The organism is Leptospira hartskeerlii, assembly GCF_002811475.1.
GTDB classification, from domain to species: domain Bacteria; phylum Spirochaetota; class Leptospiria; order Leptospirales; family Leptospiraceae; genus Leptospira_B; species Leptospira_B hartskeerlii.
The window spans coordinates 437252-456336 of sequence record NZ_NPDL01000003.1 but is presented as its reverse complement, the minus strand read 5'-3'; the positions used below and the strand labels follow the sequence as shown (position 1 = coordinate 456336).

Annotated in this window: 20 protein-coding genes and 1 riboswitch; all 20 genes read right to left on the bottom strand. The window is 39.6% G+C overall.

Translation table 11 applies throughout. The features are described 5' to 3' along the window. Nucleotides 1-9 precede the first annotated feature (9 nt). Nucleotides 10-978, bottom strand: coding sequence for an adenosylcobinamide-phosphate synthase CbiB (gene cbiB, locus CH352_RS07525; protein WP_100706197.1), 969 nt, complete (start codon nt 976-978; stop codon nt 10-12). Continuing rightward, complete coding sequence (locus CH352_RS07520) at nt 975-3575, bottom strand: cobyric acid synthase (protein ID WP_100706196.1); 2601 nt, start codon at nt 3573-3575, stop codon at nt 975-977. Before CH352_RS07520 ends, cbiB begins: the two co-directional genes overlap by 4 nt. Next, nucleotides 3572-4126, bottom strand: coding sequence for a bifunctional adenosylcobinamide kinase/adenosylcobinamide-phosphate guanylyltransferase (cobU, locus tag CH352_RS07515; protein WP_100706195.1), 555 nt, complete (start codon nt 4124-4126; stop codon nt 3572-3574). Before cobU ends, CH352_RS07520 begins: the two co-directional genes overlap by 4 nt. Further along, on the bottom strand, nt 4114-4743 hold the full coding sequence (locus tag CH352_RS07510; protein WP_100706194.1) for a histidine phosphatase family protein: 630 nt from the start codon (nt 4741-4743) through the stop codon (nt 4114-4116). The genes cobU and CH352_RS07510 overlap by 13 nt, the downstream gene beginning before the upstream one ends. Next, a complete protein-coding gene (locus CH352_RS07505; RefSeq protein WP_100706193.1) occupies nt 4740-5435 on the bottom strand; it encodes an adenosylcobinamide amidohydrolase in 696 nt (231 codons plus the stop codon). The genes CH352_RS07510 and CH352_RS07505 overlap by 4 nt, the downstream gene beginning before the upstream one ends. Then, on the bottom strand, nt 5432-6811 hold the full coding sequence (locus tag CH352_RS07500) for a cobyrinic acid a,c-diamide synthase CobB (protein ID WP_100706192.1): 1380 nt from the start codon (nt 6809-6811) through the stop codon (nt 5432-5434). The genes CH352_RS07505 and CH352_RS07500 overlap by 4 nt, the downstream gene beginning before the upstream one ends. 6 nt (nt 6812-6817) lie before the next feature. Further along, nucleotides 6818-7351: a cob(I)yrinic acid a,c-diamide adenosyltransferase gene (gene cobO, locus CH352_RS07495; RefSeq protein WP_100706191.1), complete on the bottom strand. Its 534-nt coding sequence runs from the start codon at nt 7349-7351 to the stop codon at nt 6818-6820. Beyond that, nucleotides 7348-8130: a precorrin-4 C(11)-methyltransferase gene (cobM, locus tag CH352_RS07490; RefSeq protein WP_100706190.1), complete on the bottom strand. Its 783-nt coding sequence runs from the start codon at nt 8128-8130 to the stop codon at nt 7348-7350. The genes cobO and cobM overlap by 4 nt, the downstream gene beginning before the upstream one ends. 10 nt (nt 8131-8140) lie before the next feature. Beyond that, the gene (cobJ, locus tag CH352_RS07485) at nt 8141-9604 is read right to left on the bottom strand and encodes a precorrin-3B C(17)-methyltransferase (RefSeq protein ID WP_100706189.1); all 1464 of its coding nucleotides are present in this window, start codon (nt 9602-9604) and stop codon (nt 8141-8143) included. After that, a complete protein-coding gene (locus CH352_RS07480; RefSeq protein WP_100706188.1) occupies nt 9601-10755 on the bottom strand; it encodes a cobalt-precorrin 5A hydrolase in 1155 nt (384 codons plus the stop codon). The genes cobJ and CH352_RS07480 overlap by 4 nt, the downstream gene beginning before the upstream one ends. Beyond that, nucleotides 10742-11509 (bottom strand): precorrin-2 C(20)-methyltransferase, encoded by a 768-nt coding sequence (cobI, locus tag CH352_RS07475; RefSeq protein WP_100706187.1) that lies wholly within the window; start codon nt 11507-11509, stop codon nt 10742-10744. Before cobI ends, CH352_RS07480 begins: the two co-directional genes overlap by 14 nt. A gap of 8 nt (nt 11510-11517) precedes the next feature. After that, the gene (gene cbiE, locus CH352_RS07470) at nt 11518-12744 is read right to left on the bottom strand and encodes a precorrin-6y C5,15-methyltransferase (decarboxylating) subunit CbiE (RefSeq protein ID WP_100706186.1); all 1227 of its coding nucleotides are present in this window, start codon (nt 12742-12744) and stop codon (nt 11518-11520) included. Further along, nucleotides 12741-13409: a precorrin-8X methylmutase gene (locus CH352_RS07465; protein WP_100706185.1), complete on the bottom strand. Its 669-nt coding sequence runs from the start codon at nt 13407-13409 to the stop codon at nt 12741-12743. The genes cbiE and CH352_RS07465 overlap by 4 nt, the downstream gene beginning before the upstream one ends. Further along, nucleotides 13410-14516: a cobalt-precorrin-5B (C(1))-methyltransferase gene (locus tag CH352_RS07460; protein WP_100706184.1), complete on the bottom strand. Its 1107-nt coding sequence runs from the start codon at nt 14514-14516 to the stop codon at nt 13410-13412. Then, nucleotides 14517-15266, bottom strand: a complete 750-nt coding sequence (locus CH352_RS07455) for an FAD-dependent oxidoreductase (RefSeq protein WP_100706183.1) — start codon at nt 15264-15266, stop codon at nt 14517-14519. A gap of 8 nt (nt 15267-15274) precedes the next feature. Next, a complete protein-coding gene (locus CH352_RS07450) occupies nt 15275-15649 on the bottom strand; it encodes a DUF3209 family protein (RefSeq protein WP_100706182.1) in 375 nt (124 codons plus the stop codon). 9 nt (nt 15650-15658) lie between these two features. Beyond that, complete coding sequence (locus CH352_RS07445) at nt 15659-16849, bottom strand: CbiX/SirB N-terminal domain-containing protein (protein WP_100706181.1); 1191 nt, start codon at nt 16847-16849, stop codon at nt 15659-15661. Then, entirely contained in the window at nt 16846-17658 is an 813-nt protein-coding gene (locus tag CH352_RS07440) for a CbtA family protein (RefSeq protein ID WP_100706180.1), read from the bottom strand. Before CH352_RS07440 ends, CH352_RS07445 begins: the two co-directional genes overlap by 4 nt. Next, complete coding sequence (locus CH352_RS07435) at nt 17649-17831, bottom strand: CbtB domain-containing protein (protein WP_100706179.1); 183 nt, start codon at nt 17829-17831, stop codon at nt 17649-17651. Before CH352_RS07435 ends, CH352_RS07440 begins: the two co-directional genes overlap by 10 nt. Nucleotides 17832-17968: 137 nt before the next feature. Then, a riboswitch (cobalamin riboswitch) is annotated at nt 17969-18153 on the bottom strand. Nucleotides 18154-18216: 63 nt separating this feature from the next. Next, nucleotides 18217-19083, bottom strand: coding sequence for an SDR family NAD(P)-dependent oxidoreductase (locus CH352_RS07430; RefSeq protein ID WP_100706178.1), 867 nt, complete (start codon nt 19081-19083; stop codon nt 18217-18219). Nucleotides 19084-19085 lie beyond the last annotated feature (2 nt).

Here is a 19085-nt window from a genome sequence, read left to right as displayed (position 1 = left end):
AGAATAAGCTTAAGCCTTGAAGATGCTCAGAACCCAACTGGCTAATTGTCCCAGGCTTAAAAACAAAATTGAGGATAAGATAGAGGTTAAGAATATGATTTTATTTGCGTCTAAGATTAAATTTAGATCTAATTTTCGATCCGGATCTCCTAATTTCGGTTTTTCGTTTGGAATCCCGGAGTAGTAGTTTATTCCGCCTAATTGTATTTTTAGTGCACCGGCTAAGGCTGCCTCGCATAGTCCTGAATTCGGACTAGGATGCTTCCTTCCGTCTCGAATCAGTATTTTAAAGGATCTTAATGGATGAAAGCCTAAAAGTGCAGAAGAAATGCATAATATAGGAGCAGTTAGCCTTGCCGGAATATAATTCGCTAAATCATCCATTCTGGCGGAAGCCCAGCCGAATTTTAGATATGTTTCATTCTTATAACCAAATAGAGAATCTAATGTATTAATGGATCGGTAGAGCATCGCAAAACTTGGACCTAGTAAGACCGCGAAAAAGAATGGGGCAGTGATCCCATCTACCAGGCTTTCTCCGACGCTTTCTAAATCCGCCCTGACTATTTCAGGTTCCTCTAAAGTTGCCGTGTCTCTTCCTACAATTCTGCCTACCATTCGTCTGGCTTTTTCCAGGTCGTTTTCATGAAGTGCGGAATGTACATCTTTACTATGATCTAGTAAATCCTTCAATGCTATGCTAGTATAGATAATAAATACGGACGCTAATTCTTCCAAAAATGGATGAAGATATCGTGAAAATTCTAAAATGGCCCAAGGAAATATAAAGGAAATAGAATATACTGATATTGCAGTGATAATCCCTGCGAATCTTTCCGACGAGATATACTTTCTTGTGAGCTTCTCCATATATCTCGCAAATTTTCCGATGAGTCGGACTGGATGAGGGAATCCTTGTGGGTCCCCGAGGCTCAGATCTATAAGTAAAGAAGCAGGAAGGATCCAAATCGAATTCACGTCAGTCCTAATATCCTATAAATTTCAGCCATATTAACCGAATTTCTGACTTCGTCCGCTAAACGATCTAAATTGGTTTCCAATTCATATTTTACTTGGATTTTACGCAAGGGGCTCATTCCTTTTCGGATCCGAATCTTATCTAAGAACCATCGCCTAAACTCGTCTTCGTCAAATACTCCATGCAAATAGGTTCCCCATACTCTTTCTGAAATTCCTTGGTGGCCTAAACTTTCGCCGGAGTTAGTTTGGAACAAAGATCTTGCAGAGATCTCTTTCGTATTTCCATGATGTATTTCGTAACCGGATACTTTTTTGCCAGATAGAAGATGGATGCCTTCTGTCTGCTTAAGTAATTTTTCTTTTTCTAATATTGTTTTTACTCCGATCAGATTTAAACCTTCCGCGGAGCCTAAATTACTTTCTATTTGGAATGGATCATGAACGGATTCTCCCAGCATCTGATATCCTCCGCAGATCCCTATAATTTCCGTTTTTCCTTCTTTATGGAAAGTTAAAATAGTTTCTGAGATTCCAGATTCTTTCAGGTAATTCAGATCCGTGATCACGTTTTTGCTTCCAGGAAGGATTAAAACGTCCGGATTTCCTATTTCTTCTTTTCTGTGAGCGATCCTAACTCTTACGTCCGGTTCTATTCTGAGGGAATCTAAATCGGTATGATTGGAGATCCTCGGAGTGTCTATAAGTACGATATCTATCCTGTTTCCCAATGGGGAGGTGTCACTAAGGCTTCCGGATTTGAATTCTAAAGAATCTTCTTCCGGTAATCTTAGATCATTCAAGAAAGGGACAATTCCAAACACATTCTTGCGAGTAGTTTCTTCTAAATATTTGATCCCCGGATCGAGTAGGCTTTTTATTCCTCTGAAACGGTTTATTAGAAAACCTGAAACAAGTTTTCTTTCCCATTCCGACATTGTTTCCATTGCACCTACGAAGGAGCCGAATACTCCTCCATGATCTATATTCCCGACTAACAATACTTTCGCCTTGGCATATTCTGCCATTCTCATGTTTACAATATCTTTGTCTTTTAAATTGACCTCAGAGACGCCGCCTGCTCCTTCCAAAACGATCATGTCGAATTCTTCTGAAAGTGAATCGTATGATTTTTTTACCTCATCGAAAGCGCTTAACTTGAATTTCATATAATCTCTGAAATCCATTGCCTCTATCGGTTTTCCATTTAAGATAACTTGAGAGTCTTTTTCACTTGAAGGTTTAAGAAGAATAGGGTTCATTCTATAGTCTGCTCTGATCTTGCATGCCTGAGCTTGCAATGCCTGTGCTCTTCCTATCTCTGCACCCTCGTAAGTCACAAAAGAATTTAACGCCATGTTTTGCGACTTGAAGGGTGCTACTTTGAAACCATCTTGGGTAAAGATCCTGCAGAATGCGGTCGTTAATATACTTTTTCCGACATTGGAAGCGGTTCCTTGGAGCATAAGCGCAGGTTTTGCTTTCTTTCCGGAAGAATTTTTGAGCTTTTTCTTGAATATGGAGCGAAACGCTTGTATGAAAATTTCGTTTTCTTCCTGGGTTCTGATCGCAATCCTTATATAATAATTTTCTAATCCTTTAAAATTTATGCAATTTCGGATCCCGATTTTAAATTCCTTTAGAAGAAGGTATTCTAATTCCGGAATATTGATCTTTGTGTCTAAAAATTCCAATAGAAGGAAATTTGAATTCGAATTGTGAACTCGGAAAATTTCAAGTTCTTCCAATTCATTCAGGAATATGTTCTTCCACTCTGCTATTTTCGCCTGGGTTTTAAGAAGGAAATTTTGATCCTCTCCGAATTTTTCTAAGATAGAAGAGCTTAGGCTATTTAAGGACCAGCTTGGGAGAAGTTCTGAAATTTTGGAAGCGGTCTCGGGATCCGTTAATAACAGTCCGATCCTAAGTCCTGGAAGTGCTAAAATTTTGGTCAAAGACCAAAGGACTGCTAAGTTTTCGGATCTATAATTTCGAAAGGAAACATCACTTTCGCAAAAATCTATAAAAGATTCATCTATTACGAAAAATGAATTTTTATATTCGGAGGAAATCTTTAGGATCTTCTCTCTATTTAGTAATCTTCCGGTGGGATTATTCGGATGTCCTAATAAAACTAAGATTTTTTTTTCAGGATCCCTTTTGAGAATGTGGATAAGTTCTTCGTAGTCTAACTCAAAGTTAGATTCTTTCTGGAGAAGAAGTTCTTGGATTTGTATCCCGGCTAATTCTATACTTTTTTTATAATCTATATAGGAAGGTTGTGCAATCACTGCAAGATCAAACTTTTTGATCTTTGGAAGAAAGTGAATGAGTTCAGAAGCACCATTTCCAAAAGTAATTTCTTCTTTTGGAATATTCCAATATTTTTCTATAGATTCCCTTGCCTTAGTGTAATTCGGATCGGGATAATGTATTAGATCGCTGATCCTAGAGTTTATCAATGGACGGATCCAGTCTGGAAAGCCCAGAGGATTTATATTGGAAGAAAAATCTAAAATTTCTGCGGGATCAACTCCTGCAATATTTGCCATCTGTAATAGATTTCCTCCGTGTGGACTTATACGGTCTGATTTCATAAACTGATATCCGAAGATGGTTTGATACGGATTGGGATACCGCTGACTAAAAAATAGACTTCGCTTGCAATGGAGGCAAACGTTTGATTACAGATCCCTAATAGGTCTCGGTACATTCTACCTTGTTTGTTTTCCGGCACGATACCCATTCCGACTTCATTAGTAACTAGAATTACGTTTTTGGCTTGGGAGTTTAGGATATGTTTTCCTAATTCAGAGCATGTATCTTTAACACTCTCTTGGGTAAGATTTTGATTTTTGTTATTTGAATCAAACATCAAATTATTGATCCAAAGACTTAGGCAATCTAATAACACTATAGATTCTGGCATCATAGAATCAAATACGGGAGAAAGTTGTAATTCTTCTTCTATTGTATGCCAAGCTGTTCTTTCCTTTTGATGTCTTTGTATTCTTTCATCCATTTCAGGATCTATACGAGGGCAGGTGGCTAAGAAAATTTTCTTTCCTGATACGGAATTTGCCTTCTCTAAGGCAAATCTGCTTTTTCCACTTCTGCATCCACCTGTAATTAGAGTTAGCCCGGCCATTCAGATCTCCTAACGGAAGTTATTTGAATGAGATCGGTCAAGACTGCTTGGTCGTTCTTGAATATATCTAAATAGATAAGTGTAGAAGGAAAAATTCTGAATTTTGTATAAAAGGAATGAGGAAGTCCTAAAAAAGAACAAAGTAAGTTGGAAAGGATCCCGCCATGACTGAGGACAAAAATGTAACGATCCGACGAGGAAAGGATATGTTCTTTGAACGATTCTGCTCTTTTTTGGAATTCATGTAGACTTTCTCCATTAGGGAATCTGAAAGAAGAGGAGAAGTTTGCGAACTTTTTTAAACCTTCTGAATTTATTTCGGCAAGTTCCGAAAAGGACCTTCCTTCCCAATCTCCGAAATCCAATTCCTGTAATTCTTCTTTAATTTCAGGATCTAATTTATTATGAAAACATAATTCATTGAATGTTTCTATGCATTGTTTTGCTGGACTTAAATATACTTTTCCTGTTATAAATTTCTCAAAAATCTTCTCTCTTATTCGTTCTACTTCTTGGATTCCTTCTTCGGAAAGAGAAACTTCTTTTCTTCCCAAATATTTTCCTGCATATTCAGGTGGAATGCTTGGATGTCTGAGTAAACATAATGATTTTTTCATATATTTGACGATCTCGGATAAGCGATATGTCTCGCATTCTTCCATTTAAGGATACCTTGGGTGACCGCTTCGTATGAAGTGGCTCCGATCAAGTGTCCGAATATAGTATGTTTCCCTACATAATCGATTCCATTCGTTCCATGGGGAGAAATGATCCCAATACAATCTGTTCCTGTGCCGGTTGCGAAATTGTTTTCGTTTTGTATTTGGATCTTTGATTCTAGAACTGCGAGGGTCCTTGCCTCGGCTGCTATTGAAATCGCTTCTATGCTTGCGGAGAAGGTAAGTGCTTCGGAAGTTTGAACAAGTATATTGATTGTTCCTATTTTTTTATTTTGTTTTGGTCGATTTCCTACTCTGACCGCGTTTCCTAAACCTACCGTAACGACGGATCTAACGTGTAAGCCATCCAGATTTTTTTCAGATACAGAGTAATCCAATAGAGAAGCGCTTGTCATAAAGCCTAAGGCTTCATCTTTTTCTCCTTTAGCAACTAATCGATTTCTGTAAAATTCCTCCGGAATAATTTCCGAGCCTAAATCTGCATTGGAAACTTTTAACCAGTAGACTTTGTTTGTCGTTAAATATCCTCCTCCTACGACCGCCCAGCTCAAAGAAGAATGAGGTCTTGAAAGTTGGAGTTCCAGCCAGGTTTCAGAAACTTCGATTTGATCCTGCTTGAAAAAGCTCAAACTTTAAATCTCCTGCAGGAAGCTAAAAAGTTTTTTGGAATTTCAGGATTGGAGGCCCAGTGTGCATGCACATAACTTGCTAAAACATTGGAAACCGTATAACCTTCTCTAGTCGTTTGTTCTGATTTCCGTTTTCTGATATGATAGGAAAATAATGACTCATCTTCATTTTCTAAAACAAGATCTGAATATCTGAATTGGTGTCCTCTAAAGCGGATGCCTGCTTCGCCTAAGATGGTTCTTTTCTCCGTATGAACTTCTACATAACCTAAACTTTTGAGTTTAGGGCTCATGATAGTTTTACCTGGGATAATGTCTACCATGGTAAAACTTTGTCCCTCAATGTTTTGGATCTCAGAAGAAAGATACATCAATCCTCCGCATTCCGCATAGATTGGCCTTTCTGAATTCGCAAAACTTCTGATATCTTCGATTAGATTTTTATTATGTGATAAAGTATTTGCGAATAACTCCGGATATCCCCCTCCAAAGTATAATCCATCTACTTCCGGAAGTTTTGTATCTTTTAGAGGTGAGAATAAAACCAATTCGGCTCCTTCTTCTCTTAATTTTTTGAAATTCTCTTCATAATAAAAATGAAATGCTTCGTCATAGGCAACTCCGACCTTGCAAGCTTTTGTTTTCGTTTGGACCTCTTTTGATCTTTCTGTGAAAAGTGGAGGTGCAGAGTTTGCAATCTCCATGATCTTATTTATATCTAACCATTCTTCGGCTAAGTTTTTCCAGAAAGAAAGTTTTTCTTCCGTTAGAATGTCTGGACCAGCAGAATGAAGTCCCAAATGTCTTTCAGGAAAGGAATGCTCATACGATTTAGGAAATGCTCCTAAAATCTGCAAAGGAATACTTGCAGTTTCTATAATGGATAGATGGCTTTTGCTTCCTATAAAATTTGCAACAAAACCCTGGATCGGAACCTCGGGATCATAATTTTTGATACCGGAAGCAATTGCTGAGAAAGTAGCTGCCATTCCCGATGCATCTATCAATATGATCGTTGGGACTTGTAGCCATTTTGAAATTTCAGCAGTGGAACCTGATTCTGAATTTGGAGAATGTCCGTCAAATAATCCCATAACTCCTTCAATGATGGAGATGTCAGATCCTTCACTTGCACTTATGAAGCTGGAAATTACGGATTCTCTTCCCATTAGCCAGCCATCCAGATTTTGGCAAGTCTTCCCTGTGACGAAAGAATGGTATCCCGGATCTAAATAATCTGGCCCACATTTGAACACGGAAACTTTTAGGCCTCGGGCTTGGAGTGCCTTGGTAAGTGCTATTGTAAATGTGGTTTTTCCGGTACCACTTCCAGTACCGGAGATCAGGATTCTCGGTATATTAATTTGTTCTATCATGATTCTTTAATAGTCTATCCCGAGCTGAGCAGGGATCCCGTTTTTATAAGGATGTTTTGGAGATTCTACATTAGTGACCAGATCCGCCAAATCCGTTATAAGGTTAGGGCAGTTTCTGCCAGTAAGTACGATATGCAGATCTTTCGGTTTTTTGGATAAGACCTCCAAGACTTCTTCCGGCGTAAGCCATCCGTAATGAAAGGCATAAGTGATCTCATCTAGTATTAGTATTTTATAATTTTCTGAAAATATCATATCGCAGGATTTTTTCCACGCTAATCTTGCCGCCTTCTTATCTTTGTCTATATCATCACTTTCCCAAGTAAAACCGAGTCCCATTACATGAAAGTCCAGTTCCGCAATGGTTTTTGCAAATTTTCTCTCTCCTGTTTCCCATTTTCCTTTAAGAAATTGAACAACTCCGCATTTCATTCCTCTTCCTAATGCTCTGAATAGAATTCCTAAAGCAGCAGTAGTTTTTCCTTTTCCAGGTCCTGTAAATACTAAGATGAGTCCTTTTTTGTCCGCAGTAGAATTCATGTTGTTTCCGAAACAATTTGTTTCTTGTTTGCTTTTCTAAATTTATGGGAGAAATCGGAAGCATAGAGTCTTGAATCCGCAAAATCGTGACAGTCCAATACTTTTCCTACGAATATGATCGCAGTTGCTGTGATCTTTTCTTCTTTCACCTTGGAAACTATGGTTTCCAAGGTCCCGGTAATTATCTTTTGTTCCGGCCAAGTAGCCTTCTGTACAATGGATACGGGACAATTCTTGCCGTAATGAGGGATGAGTTCTTCTGCAATTTTACGAATATGTAAAACGCTTAAAAAGAATACTAAGGTGGCTCCGGTGGAGGCAAAGGTTTCTAATTTTTCTTTTGCTGGCATAGGAGTTCTTCCTTCCGCCCGAGTGATGACTACGGACTGTGAAACTTCCGGAAGAGTAAGCTCCTTGCCTAACATCGCCGCCGCAGCGGTAAATGAAGAAACTCCGGGCACGATCTCATAGGGAATTCCTAACTCATCCATTTTTCTCATTTGTTCTGCGGTAGATCCGAATATAGATGGATCTCCTGTATGGACTCTCGCAACATCTTGGTCCTTCTTCTTAGCTTCTTCTAAAATCGAAATGATATCTTCCAAGGTCATTTTAGAAGAATCTAATACAGTTGCGGTAGGAGCTGCTCTTTCTATCACTCTTTGAGGGACCAACGATCCGGTATAAAGAACGATAGGACAGGTTTCCACGAGTCTTGCACCTTTGATAGTGATCAGATCCGGATCTCCTGGACCGGCCCCGATAATATAAACTTTCATAATGATACTCTCAATCGCATTTTAAGATATTCTCTCTGAAGGAGGTCCAGACTTGTTTGGGAGAATGTCCCAGCCATCTTGCATCAGTGTATTTCCTGTTTTCCAAAAGAGTCTTTTTACTATTATCTAAAACATAATTCCAAAGCCTTTCGCTTATGGATGAATTTCTATAAATGGAAAATAGATCATAGACTTCTTCCGGAGACCCTTCCGAAGAGAAAGTTATCAAAATATCGAATCGGTTCTGAGAAACGATTTCTTGGTCTTTAATTTTTAACTCTGTCCATTTTAGATCTTGTTCGATTGAGTTCCAGAAACCGAATGTTTCTAAGTTTACAGGTCGTTTTAATTTTCCAATCAGATAGTAATCTTCAGATTTTTTATAAAGAATAGCTCCACCTATGCGTCCTAAATATTGGATATTTTCTTCCGATCTTAATTCGGAGACTTTAGTTTCTTTTTTTTGCGGAGCAATATCTAAAAATTGTAATGCCTTTAACGCGATCTTCACAGACGAATCTTGCGTTTCGATATCTGCCTCTTTTTCCGGTTTGAAAACCGTGGTGCTTGTTTTTACGAATGCACCTTGTATTTTAGTGATATTTAAATTAGGAGACGGTGATTCTTTGGCGATCCTGCTTGCGAGATCGTTTTCTGTTCTCAGGGAAACCGCTCTGTTTTGCCCAGGTTTTAGAGAACCATCTTCTAAAGAATATTTGTTTCCATATCCTCTGGGTGTTACGAAAAATCCTTCATACACAAAAGATTGAGAAGATCCAATAATTACTGTGGTATTCATCCCGATCTCGAATTCCAAAAAATGATCCAGATCCGAAAATTGGATATTCTCCTGTCTACGATATGCGCTCTTGACCAATGCGACAGGTGTGGCGCCAGGCCTATATTTTTTTATGATACGAGCAGCTTCTACAATCTGTCTCTGTCTTCTGCCCGATGCTGGATTGTACAAATTGATCACAAAATCTCCTTTGGCAGCGGATTCGATCCTGTTCTCGATCACAGTCCAAGGAGTTAAAAGATCTGAGAGTGAGATCCTGGCAGAATCATGAACCATGGGAGCTCCTACAAGAGAACCGCAGGAGCTATCCGCACTGATCCCTGGGATCATTTTGATCTCCGGAGAATCTCCTTTCTTCCAACCTGTCTTTCTTAAAACTTCGAATACGAGACCTGCCATTCCATAAACACCAGCGTCTCCGGACGAGATCAATGTAACAGTCTGTCCAGATTTTGCGGATTCTACCGCTGTTTGGGCGCGGGTGATTTCCTCTGTCATACCAGTGCGAGTGACTTGCTTTCCGCTTAGGTGATGTTTTACTAAATTGATATAAGTTGTATATCCTATGATGGAGTCCGCTTCTTTAATGGCGGATAATGCAGCAGGAGTTATATGGGAATCGTTTCCTGGACCGATCCCAACAATATTCAATTTTCCTTTTGGAGTTTCGTTCATACTTTCTCCAAACTTCCCGAGGGGATTTCAGATCTGGTTGCAAATGGGATCCTTGCTACCGCGACTGTAAGATTTTTTCCACCTTCCGTTTCTTTGTATTTTTGTTTTGTGACGAGTAATCTATCGGATCCGGAAAGAAGAAGTGCGGATGCTTCGCTTACGGAACGAGTCCCCACATATTCAGAAGCAGCTTTAGAAACTTCCGAAATCCCTCCAACTTTGTCTAAGCTTTCGGCGGAGAAGGTTATAAATTTCCATCCGTATTTCTGGGAAATTCCCAAGAACGCAGGTTCTTCTTTTTTTGCATTAACGCTTGCGATCGCTTTGACACTTTCAAAGGATAAATTATATTCTTTTAATACTTTAAGGATTCCGTTCTCCACAACTTCAGTAGGGATCCCTTTATCGCAGCCCAAGCCTAATACGAGCGACTTAGGTCTGTATATCACTGAATTAGAATATATTTCCGGAGTTTTGGTCCTGATGTCCGTTCTATCACTTGCGATCAGGAGGATTTCATATTCTTTTGGATCTATATTTTCTATATTGGTGGAATATTCTACACCCTTCGGGAGGTCTTTTCCCAAAGGCCAAAAATTCGGCTCACCTGTTTCTTGCACAAATAATACTTTGGTTTCATTTACTACTGCAGCACAGGCTCTCGTTACATTCCTATCCGGATCTTCCAAACTCCAACACAGTTCTCTTCCTAAAATATCCACAGTCAAAGTTCCTGAAACATCGGAAGCAGTTGTGATGACAGGTATGTTCTCTAAGAGATCTGAAATTTTCTGAGTAAAAAAATTGCCTCTTCCTACGTGGCCGGATAAAACGCAGATCGTAAACTTTGCCTGATCATCTATACAAAGAACTGCTGGATCTGTCTTCTTACTCACCAAGAGGGGAGAGATCATTCTAACTACCGCCCCGACACTGATCACAAAAATATGGCAATCGTATTCCATGAAAGTTTGCCGAAGCGTAGGCTCCATCGGAAGACTTAAAAGTTTGGATTCCTTGGGAGCGTTGGAGATAAATTTAGGTGAAACAAATATATCTGCCTCTTTTAGAGAATAAAATAGATCTGTTCCGGTCTTCAGGCCGTGCTTTGTAATTACGTAGATTGCGTAAGATTTTCTACTCTGAATCATCCGAAATTCCTCTTAGGACCCCTTTTCGTCTTCTAATAGAAATGATTACCATAGAAAAATAATCACAGGTTTCGTTTTTGATAGACTCTATATCTTTTACGATCCTCTGGCGGTCGGTTGTCCCATAGGAAACATAAGTTGCATTTTCCAGAATATTCTGTTCTTTTAATATTTTAATTAGTTCCGGAACCACTTGTCCGACTTTAGTCAAAACGATCGTATCAAAATCTTGGATAAGTTTTTCCAAATCTTCTAATCCATATGTGGCAGGTAAAACGCAGAATCTTTCCCTTCCGTCTGCAAGCGGTGTGAGTAAGCTGGCAGGAATTGCAGTAATAGAAGAAACCGCTGGAACTATTTCGATCTCTATGCCTGGCCATCTCTCTGGAGCTTCTTCTAATAGATAACTCCAGGAACTATATACGGAAGGGTCTCCTTGCGTGATGAATGCAACGTCTAAACCTTTTTCTAATCTCAGACCTATTTCTTTGAACGCTTTATCCCAGGCTGGGATTAGAATATTTGGATCTTTGGTCATTGGAAAATGTAAGAATAATTTCTCTTGTGTTTCATTTTCCTGAACTACGGGAGAACATACTCTCCATGAGAAGGAGGGAAGTGACTCGCTGCTCTTCGGAATTGCGAGCACAGCGGTAGAATTTAAAATATGGACCGCCCTAAGAGTAATTAGGTCCGTTGCCCCAGGTCCAACCCCGACTCCGTATAATTTTCCGTATTTTGTTTTTACATTCATAAAATATATTAAGATTTCCTGATTTTGAATATATGGATCGGATTTAACGCCTCATATCTGAGATAATCCGCGAGTTTCTGGCCTCTGGAAATATTGATTAGGCTTACTTCCGGAATTAGATCCATGTCTCGAAAAGTTTTGTAAGCCTCAGAAACATTATCTAAGGTGATTGCATTTGCCACCAAACAACCGCCTGGACTTAATCTTTCGAAGGAAAGTTCTATGATCTCTTTCATATTTCCCTTGGAGCCTCCTACGAAAACGCAGTTGGGGGAGGGCAGGTCAATTAATACCTGGGGAGCCTTTCCGTGTATTAAGAAAACATTATCCGTTTTATGTGAGAGAATGTTCTGCTGACAAATTTCTATTCCTTCCGGATCTACTTCGATTGCGTATACTTTTCCTTCTCTCGCGATCCTGGCTGCTTCTATCGAAACTGCTCCTGAGCCTGCTCCAATATCCCAAACCACGGAATTCGGTCGGATTTCCAACGCAGAGAGAGAAAGAATTCTAACTTCCCTTTTAGTGATTAATCCCTTTTTAGGAAGACGTTTTGCATATTCATCTTCTCCTAAAAAAGGGAGAAGAGGAGAAGGTTTCCAATTCGGATCCTTTCTAATAAGGATAATTACATTTAGGTCTGAAATATTTGGAGTCTCTGCCAAAGTTTCCAATTCGAATTCGCGAACCTTCTCTTCTTTTCCTCCTAAATTTTCACAAACATACGCTTTCCAATCCGTTTCAGAATAATTTAATAAATACTTTGCGATCTTAGAGGGAGAGTTTGTCTCATCAGTCAGGCAGGCAATTTTAGAAATACTTTGTAATTTTGTAATGAACCCTTCAATCGGTCTGCCATGTAGAGAAACAAAGGAGGCATCGTCCCACTTGACTCTAATTTTAGAAAAAGCATTTTGGACAGAGCTTGGAGCCGGAATGAATTCCACATGATCCTTTCCTACTTTTTTTAAGATCAGATTTCCGATCCCAAAAAATAAAGGATCTCCCGAGGCAAGAACACATATCGTGTGCTCCGCAGAAAGTTCTGCGATTTTTTCTGCGGTCCGAACAACATCATTTTTGATAATGATCCTTTCCCCATCAAATTGAGGGAAGAAGTCCAGATGCCTTTCTCCTCCGGCAAGAACTCTTGCTCTTGCGACTGCACCCATTGCTTTACTGGAGAGGCCGACACAACCGTCGTCTCCGATCCCTATAACGGTAACCGCTTTCAAAATTTTTTCTCCGTGGAAAGAAGTAGAAGAGCATGTATGATAGAAACAGCGATCGTGCTCCCTCCTTTTCGTCCTCGAGTAAGGATATAAGGGATGGAATGTTCCGATTGAAATTTAATATCTAATAAAGCCTCTTTAGATTCCGCAGCGGACACAAATCCTACCGGAACTCCGATTACAAGAGAAGGGCGAACTCCTTCTTCTTGAACTAGCCTAACAATTTCTAAGAGTGCAGTCGGCGCATTTCCGATAGCGATCACACTTCCATTCAAAAGTCCTAAACTAGAAGCCTTACGCATAGACTCTATCGCTCTTGTAGAGTTATTTTCTTTTGCTCTTTGGATCACTTTAGGATCGCTGATGAAACTATAGGTTTTACAGCCATAAGCTCCTAATCGGTCGCTGTTCAAGCCGGCGATGATCATCTGAACATCACAAATAATCGGACAGCCATTTTTCAATGCTTCGATCCCGTCGCGGATCGCATTTTGATGGATCTTCGTTAGATCTCTGTATTCAAAATCAGCGGTTGCATGTATGATCCTTCTGACAACTTCCCAATCATCTGGCGGATGAGAATGCCGTCCTGCTTCTTCATCTATAATTGCAAAAGAATTATTTTCAATTTCCCTTCCCAAGGAGGTCATTTGTCGCATATCGTTCATTTATTCCGCTTCTCCTTTGATTCCCCATCCTTCCGGAGCTTCGAATTTTCCCAGAAGTGTTCCGTCGAAATCCACCATATAAGAGGAAACCCTTAATCCTAATCCGTGTTTCGAGCAATTTTCGGAAACGATCTCACAGATCCTAGTAGTGACATAAAAATGTCCGGATTCTTTACAAATATCTAATACATGTCTTGCTGTATTTGCTGCTTCTATGTTGGAGCAAACTGTCTCTGGGATGTCCAAAGATCTTGCAATGTTCGAGAGCATCTTTGTGTTTACGGAAGAACCTCCTCTATGGGTCATCATGACGCCATCAGCCATCTTAGAAAGTTTTCCGATCATACCGACTATTATAACGTGATGGATGTCTTCTTTAATTGCAGTCTTGATCCCTGTTCCTATGAAGTCGCCCACTTGGATGAATGCGATCTCGTTCATATTTGGAAGAAGGTCCATTGCAAACTTTTCAGACTTTCCACCAGTGGTTAAAATAATACACTGTTCACCATATTCTCTAGCGACCTGTATTGCCTGTATTACACTTGCCTTATATGCTGCAGTAGAATAAGGCTTTACGATCCCGGTCGTGCCTAAGATTGAGATCCCACCGATCAGTCCCAAGCGTTCATTCATTGTTTTTTTAGCCATCTCCTGGCCGCCTGGAACACTGATTGTAACTTCCGCGCCTGAAAATGAGGAACCGATCAGCTCTTCCAATATCATTTCCGTAATATTCTTTCTAGGAACCGGATTGATTGCAGGCTCTCCGATCTCTAAGCCAAGTCCTGCTTTTGTGACTACTGCTACTCCTTCTCCACCTTTTAATACGATCTTATTTTCCTGGTTGAGTTTTACTTTAGCAGTTAGCTCGGCTCCATGAGTACAATCAGGATCATCTCCAGCATCCTTGATGATGCTACAAACCGCACTATCCTCCGAGATCTCACAACGTTTTAATTCAAAGGTGACTTTTCTTTTGTTCGGAAGAGTAGTTTCAATTTCTTTAATGATCCGGCCTAAGATAAGAACTCGGACTGCTGCTTTAGCCGCGGCAGCGGAACAGGCTCCAGTAGTGAATCCTTCTCTTAGTTCTTTGGTTGCCATTTACGCTTTTCCGAGACTCACTATCGGAGAATGAGTATTGAAGAATGCTTCCATTCCGATCCTGGATTCTAAAGTTCCTAAACGAACTAATTCAGATCTTACTTCTCTTAAAATATTTCCGTCTCCACTTAAGAATGCGTTTTCCGGAACTGTACAATCTCCTAAAATCGATTTCAAAATTTCTAATACTGAAGAGACTCTTTCCGGATCTGAAATAGGAGGGATTTGGAAGATATTTGGAAAATTAGAAACGCCTGAGAGAATATTTTTTAATTCATTTTCACTCAGAAAATCTTCCTCTTTTGTTTTGAGCCAAACTGCAGTAGTACTTTCCAGTCTTCCTGAGAATTTTTTGGAAAGGAGAAGTCCCGCAAGAGAAGTTATCCCGGTATCCGTTGCCAAAATGAGAGAGAAACCGGGAGATGGCCATGTTGGATCTCCTACAAATTTTCCCCAAGGACCAGAATATTCTAATTCATCTCCTAATTTTAACGCAGGAAGAATACTCGACGCTTTTCCCGTTCCTAAACATTTCACACAGATCCGAAAAGATTCCGTTTCCGAATCGGAAGAAAGAATAGAATAAGCTCTTTTGATAGCCTTGCCATCACTATCGTCGCCAGAGTTTAGGATAACGTATTGCCCTCCTACAAAGTCGAATGCGTGACCATCCGATCTTTCAAAATGATATATATATGAAGAAGGACTTACGTTTTCCTTATGGATTAACTTGAGAAGTTTTTGGCTCAATGTTCCTCCTAGGAAGGGTAGATCTCATGCACAAAGTCGTGCATTTCTTCTAAGTCCATGTATAAAGTTTGGAATGCTTTGGCGGAGTTCTTTAGGTCCAATTCCACCTTTTTGGTAAGTATTAAAAGAGAAGTATAATATCCCGATTTAGGATCTCCAGAAGGAAGCTTAGAAATTGTTTGTTCTAATTCTACCAAACTTGCTTCGAAAAACCGGATTAGATCGCCGAAATTATTCGAATTCGTCAAAGACTGGATTGGACCGGGAGAAGAGAGAGCCTCAGTTCCTATTTCATTCTTTTCATGTTCGATAACCGATTCATCCTTGATTCCAAGAACATTCATCATACCTAATCTTAATGCCGCTATTTCATGACAAGCCATACTATATTCCTATTGCATAATATTATCAACTAAACGAGAAACGAGTCTATCTTGTAAAAGATGTTCCGAAACCAGATCTTCCGCATCTTCCACGCTAACTTTTTGATACCAAACTCCGTCTGGATAGACTACAACTACTGGACCTTCTCCGCATCTCCCCATACATGAAGAGCGTGAAATTTTAAAATCCGATTGTCTTCCTTGTACCTTTAAAATGGATCTAATTCGTGAGACTAAGGCAGAACTTCCTTTGCTTGCGCAGTCTATATTCTCACAAACAAATATATGTTTTTGTAAATTACGATGAGGGAATAGATGAGGAGCCGCCTGGTTATGAGTTTCCAAATGGCGGATACTCCAAAGGAGCGCCTTTAATCCTCCTACTTTTTTAGAAAGACCTGGAAGTTGTGTCCTGTATTCGCAGGTATCACAAGGAAGAGATAATTTTCCGGAGATACAATCTTGTATCCTTTCATCAATGACGGAGAATAGTTCAGGATCTGGGCCTAAATAGGAAGAAACTTCGGTTTTGATCCAAGGAAATTTTTCGGAGAAGTTTTGGACCAAGGAGGAAATTTTTTGGATCAATTTTCCTCCGAATAAAAAGTAGGGGACCACCAGAAGTCTCTCCGGTCTTAACTTGGAAGCCATCTCCAAGGTATCCGGCAGAAGTGGGCTTGTTATTCCAATGAATGAAGGAAGAACAAATGAGAAAAAATTTCCTTCTTGGAACAATCTAACTGTCTTATAAAAATCTCCATTTGCATCCGGATCGGAAGAACCTCTATTTACTATGATCACTCCTGTTTTAGAGGATTGTTCTACGTTTAGAGGTAGAAATTCTTCTGCACGCTTTCTAAGTAAGGACACCATCTTAGAATGAATACCTAAGCTGCTTGCAATTTTGAAGGAATGAGTTGGAAAATCGAACTTAATCCTATCTAAGACAATTGGGATATCATTTTTGACATGACCTGAAGTATACAAAAATAGGGGAAATATTATAATATTCGAATATTCTCCGCATAATTCCTTCAACGCGGTTTCCAAATCGGGTTTTGCAAGTTCCACATAAGCATGTGATATTTTCAGATCCGGACGAGTAAGTGAATAGGCCTCAACCAAGGAAACAAATTCCAAATTGGAATTTTCTTCCCTGCTTCCATGACCTAATACCAAAACCGCAATTTCAGGCTTCATTTGAACCCCAATACCTGCCTCGGTTTCCAAAATAAGAAAAATAAAGAAGATAATAGAAACCAGAAGAGTAGATTCGTAAGTAGGGTTACATATTCGAACTGTATCCTTAATTCTTTTGGAGCGGCAAAGTTTTCAGAAATTTTAGGCGCGCCAAGATAGAATGGAAGTCCTACGAAGAAAAGGAAAAGTATGATAGCGAAAACCCATTTTAATCTATTATGGATATTTAAATAAGATAGAATTAATCGAGATGCTAAAACGCCAACTGAACTAGAACCGACGCATATATACCACCAAGCTTGTCTTTCGGGATAATCGTATGCACTGGAAGCTCTACCTGGTAATTCAGGAGGTAGTCCTAAAAATGGGATCCCAAAGAAGATTAAAAATCCACCGATCGTAAATAGAATGCTTAGGATGATCGTTTTGGATTGGGAAGGGTTTTGTAAAAATCCGTTCGGAGGAAAGAAGGTCATCCAAAGAGAAACTAGAACTCCAAAAGAAATTCCTAATAGAACTGAGCCGATTACTGTTCCAAGATTTCTTTTTTGCAAAAGTTTATCACCTTCAATATCTTCAGAGGAAGAAGTTTTCACTTTTGCATGAGAATGGGCTTCTACATGCGCGGAATGTGCATGCGTATGACCTGAATTGGAATTTTCTGATGCAGATTTAGATTCAAACTTCTCCGCTTCTAAAATCAACGGAAGATTCCAAATGCAAACCAGGATCCCTAAAACAAAACCTGATACCAGACCGGAAAATAACCCAGCCCGCAATATATCAGAAAATCCTGATCTTAATGGCATGGAAAGCCTGTCGAATGTCTTATATCATGAAAAGTATCGTGCAAATACACCATCGGTTCCAAGCCTACTGCATAGATCGTAGAAAAAGCAAGAAACCCTACTAAAACCAGAACGGAAGTTCTAAGCCATAGTCTGGCTCCCGAAAAATCCTTCGAAACGGAAATCGAGCGCATAAAAATCCCTCCTAAGAGATCTTCGCCTAACAAGATATAAGCGATATTAAAGCACAAAAGAATGAGCCTAAGCATCGCATGAACAAAAATGTTGAGTTTAGTTACGTAAGCGTCTTACATCCGAGACTGATCACGTAGCTTCAGGATTTTTGTAAGGTCGTTTTCTGACTCGAGATCGTCCTACTCAGCACGTCTTCCCAGGCTTTTACGCCCAGTGACATCTTGTGCCTTTTGTCCCTCTTACAGCGGCGGGTACCGTGACGGAATTGCACCGTCTTCCCATAGATGAGGACATCTATGTTCCTACAAAAATAGACTGAGATTTCAGGATCTATTTAGGTGAGTGATTTTGTATAGTATTTTATTTTCGTCAGAGCAAAATTCTCTATACTGCATTTCTATCTTTTTGTTTTTTCTTGTATAGTCTGGATTGTGCTGCCTTTAATTCAGAATCAGTAAGCTTAATGCTGAATTCAGGAAAATGCCTAAATAGAAAATATTGGAGCCAAGAATCCCAGCCTGTATAGCCGATGAACTTTTTGTTCGGTATCCATTTTAAGATTGCCTTTGCTACTGAATCGATTGCATGCACTTTGTTTAATGCAGAACCCATCTCAATTTCCTTACTTAATTCAGGTTTGTCAGTATTTTCCTTTTCCAAACCGGGAGTGTCTGTTGTAGGAGGAAGAAATAATTTTACTTTTACTCCATGAAGCATCATCTCTTGGCGGAAACCTTGTGCAAAACCGACTATCGCAAACTTACTCGCAGAATAAGCTCCGTATCCGTAGATGGAAAAGAACGCGAGAGTAGAGGCTAAAAATACGATCTCTCCGCTTTTTTGTTTAGCAAAATGGTCATTAAAAGCGAGCGCGCTGTTCACATGACCGAAAAAGTTTACATCCATTAGATTTCTATAAACTTCGTCTTCCAGGTCGGAAGCTTCTCCCGCTTTTGCAAAGCCGCTGCTACAAATTAAGAGGTCTAATCCCCCTAAAGTTTGGATTGCCTTTTTGGCTTCTTTTTCGAGAGCCTTTTTGTCGGAAACATCCAAAACTGCGAAGCCAAATACTGCTGTTGGAGCTCCTACAGCCTTTAATTCCTGCACAGTTTTTTCTAAATTAGATTTTCCTCTGGCAGAAACGATTACACTTGCTCCCGCCTTCGCTAATTGGATTGCAATTCCTTTGCCTATACCTGCGGAACCGCCTGTTATAAATACTTTTTTGTCTTTGTATCTGGTGAATGACATAT